Source organism: Streptomyces roseoviridis (genome assembly GCF_039535235.1).
Classification (GTDB): Bacteria; Actinomycetota; Actinomycetes; order Streptomycetales; family Streptomycetaceae; genus Streptomyces; species Streptomyces roseoviridis.
This window is the reverse complement of sequence record NZ_BAAAWU010000001.1, coordinates 3,706,318-3,718,769: the sequence shown is the minus strand read 5'-3', so window position 1 is coordinate 3,718,769 and position 12,452 is coordinate 3,706,318. Positions and strand designations below refer to the sequence as shown.

Below are 12,452 nucleotides of genomic sequence, written 5' to 3'. Positions count from 1 at the left end.
GGCCGTCTCAGGGAGCATGTTTCACGTGAAACCGATCGATCCGCGACTGCTGCGTCATGCGCGGGCCACCCGCTTCTTCCTCGGGGCGGTGATCGTGCTCGGCCTCGTCGGGGCCGCGCTGATCGTCGCCCAGGCGATGCTCATCGCCGAGGTCGTGGTGGGCGCCTTCCAGAAGGACCTGTCGGTTTCCGGGCTCACCACGCCCCTGCTGCTGCTCGCCGCGGTGGCGGCGGGGCGAGGGCTCGTCTCCTGGCTCACCGAACTCGCCGCCCACCGGGCGAGCGCGGCGGTCAAGTCCGAACTGCGCGGCCGGCTGCTCCAGCAGGCCGCGCGGCTCGGCCCAGGATGGCTCAGCGGACAGAAGGCCGGCTCGCTGGCCGCGCTCGCGACCCGGGGCGTGGACGCGCTCGACGACTACTTCGCCCGCTATCTGCCCCAGCTGGGGCTCGCGGTCGTGGTCCCGGTGGCGGTGCTCACCCGGATCGTCACCGAGGACTGGGTCTCGGCCGCCGTCATCGTGGTGACGCTCCCGCTCATCCCGATCTTCATGATCCTGATCGGCTGGTACACCCAGGCCCGGATGGACCGGCAGTGGAAGCTGCTGTCCCGGCTCTCCGGGCACTTCCTCGACGTGGTCGCCGGGCTGCCGACCCTGAAGGTCTTCGGCCGGGCCAAGGCGCAGGCCGAGAGCATCCGGTCGATCACCGCGGAGTACCGGCGGGCGACCATGCGGACGCTGCGGATCGCGTTCCTCTCCTCCTTCGCCCTGGAACTCCTCTCGACCCTGTCGGTCGCGCTGGTCGCGGTCGGCATCGGGATGCGACTGGTCCACGGCGGCCTCGACCTCTACACCGGGCTCGTCATCCTCGTCCTCGCGCCCGAGGCGTATCTGCCGCTGCGGCAGGTGGGCACGCAGTACCACGCGGCCGCCGAAGGACTGGCGGCCGCCGAGGAGATCTTCGAGGTCCTGGGGAGCCCCCTCCCGGGCGGCGGTACGGGGCCGGTGCCCGCGTCCGTACGGCTCGAACTGGACCGGGTGACCGTACGTCATGCGGGGCGCGGCGAACCGTCCCTGGACGCGGCCACGCTGACGGTGGAGCCCGACGAGACGGTGGCCCTGGTCGGGCCGAGCGGCGTCGGCAAGTCGACCCTGCTGGACGTGGTGCTCGGCTTCACGGTGCCCGAGGAGGGCGGCACCGTGCGGGTCGGCGGCGCGGACCTCGCCTCGCTGGACCTGGAGGAGTGGCGCTCCCGGATCGCCTGGGTGCCGCAGCGCCCGTATCTCTTCGCGGGGACCATCGCCGAGAACGTACGGCTCGCCCGGCCGGACGCCTCCGACGAGGCGGTACGGCAGGCCCTGCGGGACGCGGGCGCGGACGGGTTCGTCACCGAACTGCCGGAGGGAGCGGACACCGTCCTCGGCGAGGACGGCGCCGGACTCTCCGCCGGTCAGCGCCAGCGCCTCGCCCTGGCACGCGCGTTCCTGGCGGACCGCCCGGTGCTGCTCCTGGACGAGCCGACGGCCGCGCTCGACGGCGAGACCGAGGCGGCCGTCGTCACCGCCGTCCGCCGCCTCGCCGCGGGCCGGACGGTCCTGCTCGTCGTCCACCGCCCGGCCCTGCTCGCGGTCGCGGACCGCGTCGTGCACCTGGCGCGGCGGGGGGAGGGCGACCCCGGGGGCGAGCGTGCGGACGGGCAGGCGGCTTCGGGCGTGCCGGGGACGGCCGGTGCTCCCCGTGCCGGAACCGGTTCGTCCCGCGCGGGCGACGGTGCCGAGGCCGATGGGGGCGGTCACGGCGGGGCGACGAGCTCTGTCTCGAGTGCGGGCGGGGCTGTGGCGGAGCCGGTCGGTCCGGTCGGTGGCGTGCCCGGTGGGGTGGGTCAGGGGCCCGTGGCTGCTCGGAACGGCGGTGCGGCCGAGGCGCGCACCGTGTTCGCGCGGGTGCGCGGCATGGCCGGCGAGCTGCGGGGACGGATGGGTCTCGCGCTGCTGCTCGGCAGTCTGGCGCTCGGGTCCGCCGTGGGGCTCATGGCCGTCTCCGGGTGGCTCATCTCCCGGGCGTCCGAGCAGCCGCCGGTGCTCCACCTGATGGTCGCCGTCACCGCCACCCGTGCCTTCGGCATCGGGCGCGCCGTCTTCCGCTACGCCGAGCGGCTCGTCTCGCACGACGCCGTGCTGCGGATGCTCGCCGATCTCCGGGTGGCCGTCTACCGGCGGCTCGAGCGGATCGCCCCGGCCGGGCTGCGCCGGACCCGCCGCGGTGATCTGCTGACCCGTCTCGTCCAGGACGTCGACGCCCTCCAGGACTACTGGCTGCGCTGGCTGCTGCCCGTGGGCGCCGCGCTCCTCGTCGGTGCCGCATCGGTCGCCTTCACCGCCTGGCTGCTGCCCGAGGCGGGCGCCGTCCTCGCCGCGGGCCTCCTGCTCGCCGGGGTGGCCGTGCCGCTGCTCGGCGCGGCGCTCGCCCGGCGGGCCGAACGCCGGCTCGCACCCGCGCGGGGCGCCCTGACCACGACCGTGGTCGACCTGCTGCGCGGCTGCGCCGAGCTCACCGTGGCCGGGGCCCTGAAGGACCGGGTGGCCCGGTCGGCCGCGGCCGACCGCACCCTCACCGCCATCGCCTCCCGGCAGTCGGCCGCCACCGCGCTCGGTGCCGGTCTCTCCGCCCTGGTGTGCGGCCTCACCGTCGTCGCAGCCGCTCTCGTCGGCGTGCAGGCGGTGCGCGAGGGCCGGCTGGAGGGCGTGGCGCTCGCCGTCGTCGTGCTGACCCCGCTCGCCGCCTTCGAGGCCGTCACCGGTCTGCCGCTCGCCGTCCAGTACCGCCAGCGCGTGCGGCGCAGTGCCGAGCGGGTCTTCGACGTGCTCGACGCGCCCGTGCCCGTACACGAGCCGGCGACGCCCGCCGCCGCCCCCGCCGGTCCCTTCCCGCTGGAGCTGTCCGGTCTGTCGGCGCGGTACGCCGGCCAGGAACGGCCGGCGCTGGTGGACTTCGGTCTCACCCTGGAGGCGGGGCGGCGGGTCGCCGTGGTCGGCGCGTCCGGCTCCGGCAAGACGACGCTCGCCCAGGTGCTGCTGCGCTTCCTGGACGTGGAGCGCGGCACGTACCGGCTCGGCGAGGTGAGCGCCACGGAGCTCGACGGGGACGACGTACGCCGTCTGGTCGGCCTGTGCGCGCAGGACGCCCACCTCTTCGACAGCACGCTCCGCGAGAACCTGCGGCTCGCCCGAACGGACGCGAGCGACGACGAACTGCGCGAGGCGTTGCGACGGGCCCGGCTCCTGGAGTGGGTGGACGGGCTGCCGGACGGGCTCGACACCCTCGTGGGCGAGCACGGTTCGCGGCTCTCCGGCGGCCAGCGGCAGCGCCTCGCGCTCGCCCGGGCGTTCCTGGCCGACTTCCCCGTCCTCGTCCTCGACGAGCCGGCCGAGCACCTGGACCTCGCCACCGCCGACGCGCTGACCGACGATCTGCTGCGGGCCACGCGGGGCCGTACGACCCTGCTGATCACCCACCGCCTGCACGGCCTCGACGCCGTCGACGAGGTCGTGGTCCTGGACCGGGGCCGGACCGTGCAGCGCGGCTCGTACGCGGAGCTGGCGTCGATCGAGGGGCCGCTGCGGCGGATGCTGGAGCGGGAAAGGGCGAGCGATCTGCTGCTGACGACCGGGAACACTCCGACTTTTCTTGCCAAATAGGACTTACTAGGCTCGGGGCCATGACCGCCGCCGCGCCCGACGTCCCGGACCCGCTCGCCTCCTCGGACCCGCTCGAAGCCGCGACCCAGGCCACGCGCAGTCTGCACGGTCTGTCCACGGAGCTGACCGCCCGCGTCCCCCAGCTCCTGGAGGCGATGCGCTCCGTCGGCACCGGCCTGGAGCTGCACTCCACGCTCGACCGGATCTGCGAGACCGCCGCCGAGCTCGCCGACGCCCGGTACGCCGCCATCGGAGTGGTCGACGACGAGGGCGACGGCCTGTCGGACTTCGTCACCCACGGCGTCCCGGACGAGGACGTCCGGCGCATCGGGCGCCGGCCCGACGGGCACGCGGGGCTGCTCGGCGCACTCATCCGCGAGCCCGAGACGATCCGGCTCGCCGACCTGACGGCCGACCCGCGTGCGGCCGGCTTCCCGCCGGGGCACCCCCCGATGCGGACCTTCCTCGGCGTACCGATCCGGGTCCAGGGCGAGATCTTCGGCAACCTCTACCTCGCCGAGAAGAACGGCGGCGGCCCGTTCAACGACTACGACGTCCACATGGTCCGTGTGCTCGCCACCGAGGCGGGGATCGCCATCGGCAACGCGCGCCTGTACGAGGCCGCCCGGCAGCGTGAGCGGTGGATCGACGGCTCCGTCGCCGTCACCACGGCGCTGCTCTCCGGAGGCGACGCCGACGACGCGCTCACCGTCGTCGCCGAGCAGGCCCGGCGGCTCGCCGACGCCGCCGCGGGCATCGTGCTGCTGCCGGCCGAGGACGGCGGCCTGGAGATCGTCGCGGTCTCCTCGCCCCGCCCCTCCAAGACGCTCGGCGTGGTGATCGGGCCCGAGAGCGCCGTGGTGGAACGGCTGATGGAGGGCGAGGCGGTGTTCGTCGCCGACGCCTCCCGCGAGCCGGGGATGGCCCGCCGGCTGTCCGCGCAGTACGGGCCGGCGATGCTGCTGCCGCTGCAGAGCGGCGGCCGGGTGCTGGGCGCCCTCGCCACCCCGCGGGCGCGCGGGGAGCGGCCGTTCACGGAGGCCGAGCGGACCCTGGCCACCCAGTTCGCCTCGCAGGCGGCGCTGGCCCTGATGATGGCCGAGGCGCAGCGGGACCGGGAGCGGCTCGCCGTCTACGAGGACCGCGACCGGATCGCCCGTGACCTGCACGACCTCGTCATCCAGCGGCTGTTCGCCACCGGGATGATGCTGGAGAGCGCCCAGCGCAAGTCCGTCGTGCCGGCCGTGCAGGAAGGGGTCGGCAAGGCCGTGGACGAGCTGGACGTCACGATCCAGGAGATCCGCACCGCGATCTTCGCGCTCCAGCAGGGGCCGGCCGAGGCTCCGTCGGGGCTGCGCACACGGGTCCTGCGGGAGATCAACATGGCGGCGGTGCCGCTGGGCTTCCAGCCGGCCCACCGCTTCACCGGGGCGATCGACACGACGGTCGGCGACCTCACCGGCAAGAACCTGATCGCCGCGCTGCGCGAGGCGCTCTCCAACGCCTTCCGCCACGCGGAGGCCACCCGGATCGAGGTGGCCGTGGACGCGACCGTCACCCTCCCGGACGGCCGCCAGGGCGTGCGGCTCACGGTCGCGGACGACGGCGTCGGCCTCCCCGAGGGCGGCCGCCGCAGCGGCCTGCGCAACCTGGCCCGCCGGGCCGAGTCCCTCGGCGGCGCGAGCTGGTGCGGCCCGGGGATCGGCGACCACGGCGGCGGTACGACGGTGATCTGGGAGGCCCCGCTCTAGGGGGCCCGCCGGTCGTCCCGACGGGTCCGGTCGCCGCGGTCGTCCCGAGGGGGCCGGTCGGTCGCCGCGGTCGTCCCGACGGGTGCCGCCGCGGTCGTCCCGACGGGTCCTACAGCCGCAGGTCCCCCACCGCTTCGGCGACCAGCTGCTCGATGATGAGGGCCACGCCGTCCTCGTTGTTGCCGACCGTGCGGCCGGAGGCGGCGGCGATGACGTCCGGGTGGGCGTTGCCCATGGCGTAGGAGCGGCCCGCCCAGCTGAGCATCTCGATGTCGTTGGGCATGTCGCCGAAGGCCACGACCTGGTCGGGCGTGATGCCGCGCTCGGCGCAGCAGTGGGCGAGGGTGGACGCCTTGGAGACGCCGAGGCCGCTGATCTCCAGGAGGGCGGTCGGGCTGGAGCGGGTGACGGAGGCCAGGTCACCGACGGCGGCGCGGGCGACGGCGAGGAAGTCGTCCGGGTCGAGCTCCGGGTGCTGGGCGAGCAGCTTCAGGACGGGGGCGGCGGCTCCCGGGGTCTCCTCGTAGAGGAGCTTCTCGGCGGTGGCGACGGTGGCGCCGGGGTCGAGGAAGAACGGCGGGTACTGCGGCTCGTAGTGGATGCCGGTGGTGAGCTCGACGGCGAAGCTGGTGCCGCGTGCGGCGGTGCGCAGGGCGCGGACGACGTCCAGGGCGACGGGCCGCCGCAGCGGGCGGACCTCCATGAACGTGCCGCCGGAGTGGAGGTCGACGACCGCGGCGCCGTTGGCGCAGATCGCGAGGCCGTGGCCGTGGACGTGGTCGCTGACGACGTCCATCCAGCGGGCCGGGCGGCCGGTGACGAAGAAGACCTCGATGCCGGCCCGCTCGGCGGCGGCGAGGGCGGCGACCGTGCGCTCCGAGACGGATTTGTCGTCCCGCAGCAGGGTGCCGTCGAGGTCGGTGGCGATCAGGCGCGTCCGCGCGGTTCGGGTTGAGGTCACCGATCCATTGTTCCGTACGAAGTGCACGAGCGTGCGAGGGTGTGCACATCTGAGTGGCCGGTGCGGCTCGCCCAGCCCCCGCACGCCCGGTGCGCCGGGTCAGGCGAGCTGGGCGACCGCCTCGGTGGCGATCTTCTCGAAGACGGCCTCGTCGGCGGCGAAGAGGGAGTCGGGGACCGGCCAGTGGATCACGATCTCGGTGAAGCCGAGCTCCTGGTGGCGGCCGGCGAAGTCCACGAAGGCGTCCAGGGAGCGCAGCACCGTGTTCTGCTCCGGCGTGAAACCGGTCAGGAGGATCTTGTCCAGCTCCGTCACGTCGCGGCCCGCCTCCGCGCAGGCCGTGCCGAGCTTGTCGATCTGGCCGCGCAGGGCCGCCACCGACTGCTCCGGGGTCCCGTCCGCGTACAGCTTGGGGTCGCCGGTGGTCACCCACGCCTGGCCGTGGCGTGCCGCGAGCCGGAGGCCGCGCGGGCCGGTCGCCGCGACCGCGAAGGGCAGCCGGGGCCGCTGCACGCAGCCGGGGATGTTGCGGGCCTCGTCGGCCGAGTAGAAGGTGCCGTGCTGGGTGACGGCCCCCTCGGTGAGCAGCCGGTCGAGCAGGGGCACGAACTCGGCGAACCGGTCGGCGCGCTCGCGGGGGGTCCAGCGCTCCTGGCCGAGGGCGGTGGCGTCGAAGCCGTCGCCGCCCGCGCCGATCCCGAGGGTGATCCGGCCGCCGGAGATGTCGTCGAGCGAGATGAGCTCCTTGGCGAGGGTGACGGGGTGCCGGAAGTTCGGCGAGGTCACCAGGGTGCCGAGCCGCAGCCGCTCGGTTGCCGTCGCGGCGGCGGTGAGCGTGGGCAGGGCGCCGAACCAGGTGTCGTCCCGGAAGGAGCGCCAGGACAGGTGGTCGTAGGTGTAGCCGGCGTGGAAGCCGAGCTCCTCGGCCCGCTGCCATGCGGCGCGGCCGCCCTCGTGCCAGCGGTCGACGGGAAGGATCACGGTGCTCAGGCGCAGGGTCATACGGACGAGCGTACGTGGGGCGCGGTGGCGGGTGCCCGGGGCGGGCCGGGGGCGGCCGGGGGCGGCCGGCGTCTGCGGGAGCCACCGGAGTCGGCCGGGGTCAGCGGGCGTTCCGGGACAGCCAGGGGGTGATCGAGGCGGGGGTGACGAGTTCCTTGTACGTCTCGTCGCCGGGGAGCGGGACGATCAGCCACCAGCCGGGCGGGAAGAACCGGCTCTTCACATGGGCGAGGCCGTCGAGGACGGCGCGCAGGAAGGCCGGGACCGCGTCGCGGGGGACGTCCTCGAAGTCCACTCCCTCGACCGTGATCTTGGCGTCGTCCTCGGGGAAGAGGCGGACGGACAGCGCCGGAGTGCCGCCGAGCTCGACGAACGCCTCGTGGGGGAGGGAGCCGTCGGGGTCGAGGACGGTGAAGGCGCCCGCGGCGGTGCGGCGGGAGGTCTGGTCCGCGCCGATGTCGTCGGTCACGGTCATCTCCAGGCCGTAGTCCCGGGCGATCTCGCGGAGGGCGGCGACGGCCGACTCGGTCGTCGGCAGGTGCGGGTACGGGGCTCCCATGGCCACGATCATGCCTCAGGGCGGCACGGGTGGCAGGGGGCAGGGGCGGCAGGCGGCAGGGGTCAGGGAAGGCGGATGAACTCCGGCGGTACGGCGTCGGTGAGCCAGACGCCGTTGGCGCTGACGTGGAAGACGTGGCCGGCCCGGTGCATGGCACCGGCGTCGACGCTCAGCACCACGGGCCGTCCCCGGCGGGCGCCCACGCGGGTGGCGGTCTCCCGGTCGGGCGAGAGGTGCACGTGGTGGCGGGCCATGGGGCGCAGGCCCTCGGTCCGGATGGCGGGGAGCCGGGCGGCGACCGTACCGTGGTAGAGGTACGCGGGCGGTTCGACGGCCGGCAGGTCGAGGTCGACGGGGACGGTGTGGCCCTGGCTGGCGCGGATGCGGGTGCCCTCGATCGCGAAGCGCTTCTTGTCGTTGGCGGCGACGACGTGGTCGAGCTCGGCGCGGGTGATCGGGAAGCCGTGCTCGGCGGCGGCCCGCAGGAGCGCGTCGATCTCCGTCCAGCCGTGCGGGTCGAGGACGAGGCCGATGCGTTCGGGCTGGTGGCGCAGGTGCTTCGAGAGGTACTTCGACACCTTCACGGTGCGTTTCTCGTCATTCATGAATTCATTGAAGCCGTAGGTTTGTTCCACAGCCAACTGCATTTATCCACAGGAGAATTGGCGACCCTGTGGACAACGGGTCTGCTTTTTACGGCACTTGCCCTATTTGGTTGTCTTTTACGGCATTTGAAGCGAGAGTGTCCAATGCCCGCTTCTGTACCTCTCGTTCGGCCGCTGCCGTGATGAACGCCGCGACGTTCTCGGCGCCAACAAGCCGCTCCACGGCCCGGATCGTGGCCGGCGGAAGCGCCACGGTGCGGGGCTCCCGCTCCTCCGGAGGGGGACCGTCGGGGGACAGGTGGAACTGCAGGTGGCGGGTCGCGAACAGCCTCATGGCCCGGGCCAGTTCGGCGTCCACCGTCTGCTGGGCGAGCGGCCGCAGCCGCCGCACCATCGTCGCCGCCTCCGCCGCGTCCGCGTCCGACGGCGGGCGGTGCTCCAGATAGCGGGCGAAGACGTGCTCGGTCGTGAACTCCAGGAAACGGGCGGCGATCTGTTCGACCTGGCCGCGAAGTTCCCTCAGATGCCCGGTGATCGCCGACAGCGGGACACCCGCCGCGTGCAACTCAGCCGCCACGGCCAGCTCTTGGGGGCTCGGGACGAGGTACTCCTCCGTCTCGCGGCCGGGGATGCGCTCCAGCACGCCGAGCTCGACCGCCTCCCGCACCGCCTCCTCGTCGGGCGTGCCGCCGAAGCGCGCGTCGAGCTCGGCACGAGAGATCCGGTCGGCCTCCTCGTCCGTCCACGGCCCGTCCACCTCGGCGACCAGACCGAGCACTCCGCCCAGTCCGCGCCCGGCGTCCCAGGCCTCCAGGAGCTCCTTGATGGAGGCCAGGGTGTACCCGCGGTCCAGCAGGTCGGCGATCTGCCGCAGCCGCGCCAGATGCGTGTCCCCGTACACGTTCGACCTGCCCCGCCGCTCCGGGCGGGGCAGCAGGCCGCGGTCCTGGTAGGCGCGGATCGTCCGGACCGTCGCCCCGCTGTGATGGGCCAGGTCCTCGATCCGGTACTCCGGCTGTGCTGACTGCTCGGACAAACCCGCTCCCACCGACCGCTCCCTTCACCCGTCGAGGGATCGTACGACCGCGCCGCCCCGCGCTACGCCGGCGGCTGCCACCGGGCGAACGACCGCAGCACACCCGGCGACAGCCGGGACAGCAGGTGGGCACCGCGGGCCTCGGGAGTGACGGGGACGACGGCCTGGTTGCGCAGCACCGCGCGCAGGATCGCGTCCGCGACCTTCTCCGGCGGGTAGTTGCGCAGCCCGTACAGCCGCGATGCCCTCTTCTGGCGCCGCTTCTCCTCGGCCTCGTCCGTCACCCCCGCGAACCGCGCGGTCGCCGTGATGTTGGTGTTGACGATGCCCGGGCAGATCGCCGAGACCCCGATGCCCTGGCCGGCGAGCTCGGCCCGCAGGCACTCGCTGAGCATGAGCACCGCCGCCTTGGAGGTGCCGTACGCGGGCAGGGCCCGGGAGGGCTGGAAGGCGGCGGCCGAGGCCGTGTTGACGATGTGGCCGCCCTGCCCCCGCTCGGCCATCTGCGACCCGAAGACCCGGCAGCCGTGGATGACGCCCCACAGGTTGACGTCGAGGACCCGCTTCCACTCCTCGCTCGTCGTCTCGAAGAACGAGCCGCTCAGGCCGATGCCCGCGTTGTTGACCAGCACGTCGACCACGCCGTACTCGCTCGCCACCTTCGCGGCCAGCTTCTCCATCGCCTGCTCGTCGGCCACGTCGACGGTCTCGCCCCAGGCCGCCGGAGCGCCGATGAGCCGGGCCATCTCCGCCGTACGGGCGGCCCCTTCGCCGTCCCGGTCCACCGCCACGACCCGCGCGCCCGCCTCGGCGAACGCGAAGGCGGTGGCGCGGCCTATGCCGCTGGCCGCGCCGGTCACCAGGACCAGCTGGCCGCCGAAGCGCTCCGCGTACTCCGGCCGGGCGCCGCTCTTCCGGGGCGTCCTCGGCGCCTTGGTCGCCGGGTCCTCGTTCGCCTCGACGAACTCGGTGATCCAGGAAGCCAGTTGATCGGGCCGGGTGCGCGGGACCCAGTGCTTGGCCGGCAGGGTCCGCCGGGTCAGGTCCGGCACCCAGGCCGCCAGGTCGTCGTAGAGCCGCTCGGAGAGGAAGGCGTCACCGGTCGGCGTGATCAGCTGCACGGGCGCGTGGGCATAGGCGTCGGCCCGCGGGCGGGAGAGCCGGGCCCGCACGTTGTCCCGGTAGAGCCAGGCACCGTGCGCCGCGTCGCCCGGCAGGGACGCGGTCGGGTAGTCCCCGGCCGGCACCCGCTCGAACCGCTCCAGGATCCTCGGCCAGCGCTTGCCGAGCGGTCCCCGCCAGGCCAGCTCCGGCAGCACCGGGGTGTGCAGCAGGTACACGTACCAGGACTTGGCGCCCTGGCCGAGGAGCTGGCCGACCCGGCGGGGGGTGGGCCGGGTCATCCTGCTCTTGATCCAGTGGCCGAAGTGGTCGAGCGACGGCCCGGACAGGGAGGTGAAGGAGGCGATCCGGCCCTCCGTGCGCGGGACGGTCACGAACTCCCAGGACTGCACCGATCCCCAGTCGTGGCCCACCAGGTGGACCGGCCGGTCCGGGCTGACCGCGTCCGCGACGGCCAGGAAGTCGTCCGTCAGCTTCTCCAGCGTGAACCCGCCGCGCAGCGGGGCCGGCGCCGTCGACCGGCCGTGGCCCCGCACGTCGTACAGCACCACGTGGAACCGCTCCGCGAGCCGGGTCGCGACCTCGGACCACACCTCCTTGGAGTCCGGATAGCCGTGGACGAGCAGCACCGTCGGCCGGCCCGCATCGCCCAGCTCCGCCACGCACAGCTCTATCCCGCCCGTGCGGACCCGGCGCCCCCGCGCCCCGTCGAGACTCACGCTCACGCTGCCTTCTCCTCGCTCCAGCGCCGCACGTGCGGCAGGTCGTCGTCCAGCCAGAACGCGCTCTGCTCGGGGTCCCGGGAGTCGGTGACGACCAGGATCTCCTCGAACTTCGCGCCCGTCCCCCGGAATCCGAGGTGCGGCTCGACCGCCCACAGGCCGGGCCTGGGCGGGTGGTCGGAGAACCTGTACGGCGACCACAGCGGCGACCAGCCGTCCCGGTGGCCGTGCAGGGCGTCGCTCGCCAGGCCCTTCAGGGACTGGGTGCCGAAGCCGAACAGCGTCGGCGACCAGCGGCGCTCCTTCACCCGGTCGATCTTGTGGGCGATGACGCCGAAGGGGTAGGCCCGGTGCCGGTTCGCATACCCCTGGCGGACCATGAGGCGGTCCACGTCCTCGTAGATCTCCCGCAGGGTGCGGCGCTCGCGCACCTCGCGCAGGATCAGCTCGCGGTGCTCCCGCAGGTCCGCAAGGAGCTTGTCGTGGAGCGGGTCGAGGCCCAGGCAGCCGGAATAGCCGATGTCCGCGGTGTAGCCCTTGTGGACGGGCGCCATGTCGAGGATGAACGGCATGCCGGGCTCCAGGCGCCGGTTGGTCGGGAAGAACTGGAGCGGGATCCTGAAGTCGACGAAGGCGGTGCGGTCCCCGAACCAGGCGAACGGCCGGTGGAACCAGTCCCGCACCCCTCGCGCGGACAGCCACTCGCGCTGCATGCGCGCCGCCTCGCGCTCGGTCACGCCCGGCTTGAGCTGGGCCGCGACGGCCTCCGCGCATGCGTAGGCGAGGCGCTGGACTTCTCTGAAGCCCCGCAGCTCCGCGGTGGATACGCCTGTCACTGCTGGGGTCATGCCACCCGTCCGTCCGTGTGAGCACCCGTAGCGCTACGTGTCCGTAACTTGCCACTGATGAATGTGACAATGCCCGGCGGCGGCGTCAAGGGGCGTGCACGACCCTGTGGAAAACGACGTGGGTAGCAGCTCCCCTACGGGCTTGTACG

The 12,452-nt window shown here is 73.8% G+C and carries 9 protein-coding genes; 2 read left to right on the top strand and 7 right to left on the bottom strand.

Features of this window, described 5'->3' with window-relative positions:
- Positions 1-16: 16 nt before the first annotated feature.
- Both cydD and ABD954_RS16835 read left to right on the top strand, forming a co-directional pair.
- On the top strand, positions 17-3,697 hold the full coding sequence (gene cydD, locus ABD954_RS16840; protein WP_382745695.1) for a thiol reductant ABC exporter subunit CydD: 3,681 nt from the start codon (positions 17-19) through the stop codon (positions 3,695-3,697).
- Positions 3,698-3,717: 20 nt separating this feature from the next.
- Positions 3,718-5,448, top strand: coding sequence for a sensor histidine kinase (locus tag ABD954_RS16835; protein ID WP_345486846.1), 1,731 nt, complete (start codon positions 3,718-3,720; stop codon positions 5,446-5,448).
- A 109-nt stretch (positions 5,449-5,557) separates the two neighbouring features.
- Here the strand turns inward: ABD954_RS16835 and ABD954_RS16830 are convergent, their stop codons facing one another.
- The 7 genes from ABD954_RS16830 to ABD954_RS16800 form a co-directional block, all read right to left on the bottom strand.
- On the bottom strand, positions 5,558-6,409 hold the full coding sequence (locus ABD954_RS16830) for a Cof-type HAD-IIB family hydrolase (RefSeq protein WP_345486845.1): 852 nt from the start codon (positions 6,407-6,409) through the stop codon (positions 5,558-5,560).
- Between the two features lie 99 nt (positions 6,410-6,508).
- Positions 6,509-7,411 carry an LLM class flavin-dependent oxidoreductase gene (locus tag ABD954_RS16825; RefSeq protein ID WP_345486844.1) on the bottom strand — a complete coding sequence of 301 codons (903 nt, stop codon included), beginning with the start codon at positions 7,409-7,411 and terminating at the stop codon, positions 6,509-6,511.
- Between the two features lie 100 nt (positions 7,412-7,511).
- Positions 7,512-7,970 carry a hypothetical protein gene (locus ABD954_RS16820; protein ID WP_345486843.1) on the bottom strand — a complete coding sequence of 153 codons (459 nt, stop codon included), beginning with the start codon at positions 7,968-7,970 and terminating at the stop codon, positions 7,512-7,514.
- Between the two features lie 62 nt (positions 7,971-8,032).
- The gene (locus ABD954_RS16815; RefSeq protein WP_345486842.1) at positions 8,033-8,575 is read right to left on the bottom strand and encodes an RNA 2'-phosphotransferase; all 543 of its coding nucleotides are present in this window, start codon (positions 8,573-8,575) and stop codon (positions 8,033-8,035) included.
- An 88-nt stretch (positions 8,576-8,663) separates the two neighbouring features.
- Positions 8,664-9,611 carry a MerR family transcriptional regulator gene (locus tag ABD954_RS16810; RefSeq protein WP_345486841.1) on the bottom strand — a complete coding sequence of 316 codons (948 nt, stop codon included), beginning with the start codon at positions 9,609-9,611 and terminating at the stop codon, positions 8,664-8,666.
- Positions 9,612-9,673: 62 nt separating this feature from the next.
- Complete coding sequence (locus tag ABD954_RS16805; protein WP_345492241.1) at positions 9,674-11,452, bottom strand: SDR family oxidoreductase; 1,779 nt, start codon at positions 11,450-11,452, stop codon at positions 9,674-9,676.
- A 2-nt stretch (positions 11,453-11,454) separates the two neighbouring features.
- Positions 11,455-12,303: a M24 family metallopeptidase gene (locus ABD954_RS16800; protein WP_345486840.1), complete on the bottom strand. Its 849-nt coding sequence runs from the start codon at positions 12,301-12,303 to the stop codon at positions 11,455-11,457.
- Between the last annotated feature and the right edge of the window lie 149 nt (positions 12,304-12,452).